Annotated in this window: 3 protein-coding genes; all 3 read left to right on the top strand. The window is 63.2% G+C overall.

The window, feature by feature from the left end; genetic code table 11:
• Positions 1 to 109: 109 nt before the first annotated feature.
• Positions 110 to 802 (top strand): ParA family protein, encoded by a 693-nt coding sequence (locus FV242_RS33675; RefSeq protein WP_147941993.1) that lies wholly within the window; start codon positions 110 to 112, stop codon positions 800 to 802.
• Positions 753 to 1,046, top strand: coding sequence for a hypothetical protein (locus tag FV242_RS33670; RefSeq protein WP_147941992.1), 294 nt, complete (start codon positions 753 to 755; stop codon positions 1,044 to 1,046). The genes FV242_RS33675 and FV242_RS33670 overlap by 50 nt, the downstream gene beginning before the upstream one ends.
• Positions 1,047 to 1,202: 156 nt before the next feature.
• Positions 1,203 to 2,093, top strand: coding sequence for a replication initiation protein (locus FV242_RS33665; protein ID WP_147941991.1), 891 nt, complete (start codon positions 1,203 to 1,205; stop codon positions 2,091 to 2,093).
• The last annotated feature ends 121 nt before the right edge of the window (positions 2,094 to 2,214 follow it).

The following is a 2,214-nucleotide window of genomic DNA, read 5'->3' as shown; positions in this document are numbered from 1 at the left end:
ATGAACCACTATAGTGGTTTAGTGGTATAACGGCTTAGTGGTCTGGTGGCATGGTGGCTTACCGCTAAACCACTTTGAAACGGGTGATTCGGCTGATAGGCTTGGCCGTATGAAAACGATCGCCCTCGTGACCCAGAAAGGCGGCAGCGGCAAAACCACCATTGCCGCCAGCCTCGCCGTTGCCGCCGCCGAAGCCGGCGAAACCGTCATTGTCCTGGATCTCGACCCGCAGGGCTCGCTGATCGCCTGGGGCAACGACCGTGAGGCCGAAACGCCGGCCGTGGACCAGATCGACAGTGACCGGTTGAGCCGCCTGCCCGAATTGCTGGCCAGCCTGGACAAGGCCGGCATGACCCTCGTTCTGCTCGACTGCCCCGGCATCGCCTCGACCGCCAGCAACCTCGCCATGAAAGCGGCCGACCTGTGCCTGTTGCCCGCGCGGCCGACCTTAATGGATATCCGGGCGTCCAAGGCGACCGTGCAGACCCTCATGGGCCTGTCCCGTCCCTTCGCCTTCGTTCTCAACCAATGCCCGCCCCATCGCAGCAGCGGCCGCGCCACTGACGCCGCCGAAGGTCTGCACATGATGGGCAGCCTGGCCGCGCCGATGCTCGGGCTTCGTGCCGACTATCAGGACGCCATGGCGGCCGGGCAGGGCGTCACCGAATACAGCCCCCAGGGCAAGGCGGCCGACGAGATGCGGCAGCTCTGGGCCTGGACCGCGAAACGCCTCAACGACAAGGAAAAGCCGAATGGCAAAGCGAACGTCCTTCCTCGCCAAGCTCGAACAGGAACTGCCTGAGACGCCGGAGCCGGCAGCGCCGTCCGCCCGCGTCGCAGCACCCGAGCCGAAGCTACAGGCGAAGCCCCCAGCCAAGCCCGACGTGGTCAAATCGACCATCTACATTCCGCCGGCCGTGCATCAGCGGTTGCGGGAAATCGCCTTCACCGAACACCGCCGCGTGCATGACCTCATCATGGAGGGCCTCGACCGCGTGCTGGAAGACCGGGGCCATCCCGAGCGAACCGGCGACCGGAAAGGGTAGGGGGCATGTCACTACACCACCATGCCGTTAAACCACTAAACCACTGTAGTGGTATGACGGTGCAGTGGTAGGCAGAACCGTCTGGCTATGTATGAAACTCACGGCGGTGATTTTTCATTTTTAGCTTTTCATAGTTTGAGCTAGACTCGCCGCACCATGCAGAAGGACACCGCCAAGCTCCTCGTTCTGGACCTCAAGCCTCGCAACCACAACGAGGCGTCGAAGCCGGCTGAACTCATTCAGGTCAGCGGCCATCACGAGCTGACCCTGAACGCCCGCCGCGCGATCACCGTCCTCTGGCACAACGCCCACATGCAGGGCGTCACGGAGGGCAGGGACTACACGATCGAGATCGACGCCCTCAAAGCAGACGGCCACAAGGGCTATGAGCGGGTGGAGGAGGCGGTGACGGCCCTGATGCGGGCGATCCTCACCGTCCGCATGCCGAACGGCAAGACGCGCCGCGTCCAGTTCCTCGGCGGTAACGACATGGACGACCCGGACCGGCCGGCCGGCGTCCTGACCTACAGCTTCGACCGCCGCCTGGTCGATATCCTGAAAACCTCGACCATCTGGGGCAAGATCAAGCTGCCCGTGCTGATGGCCTTTTCATCGAAATACGCCGTCAGCCTTTACGAGAATGTCGCGCAGCTGACCGGCCTTGGCCTGAAACAGATGCACCAGTTCACGCTTGATGAATTCCGCGAAATGCTGGGCGTCATGCCCGGCAAATACAAGACGTTCGGCGAGTTGAACAAGCACGTGGTCAAGCCGGCCGTGGACGAGATCAACGCGCTCGCCGCCTTCAACGTCTATGTCCTGCCGGTGAAGCAGGGGAAGCGCGTAGCGGCTGTCCATATCCACTGGGCGACGAAAGATGCCGACGCCCTTCGGGAGGCGTTCGCGGAGAGCGAGCGCCCCCGCATCGGCCGCCGCGCCCGTATCACCGGCACCGTCGAAGCCGTCCTGCCGCCGCATACGTCCGTACGCCGCCTGGAGCGGACCGAGCGCCTGGCCCGTAAGGCCCGTTCCCCCAAAATCTCATAGTTGCGGCCATTCCTGCCCTTGGAAACCAGCCCTTTAGCGGGCTTCCCCCAAAGTCTCATAGTTGGGAGGAGGGGTAGCCAACAGGCAGCGATCTTTCCCCCAATCCCTCATAGTAACGCCC

This window comes from Methylobacterium sp. WL64 (assembly GCF_008039945.1).
Lineage (GTDB): Bacteria > Pseudomonadota > Alphaproteobacteria > Rhizobiales > Beijerinckiaceae > Methylobacterium.
This window is presented reverse-complemented; position numbering and strand designations above follow the sequence as displayed.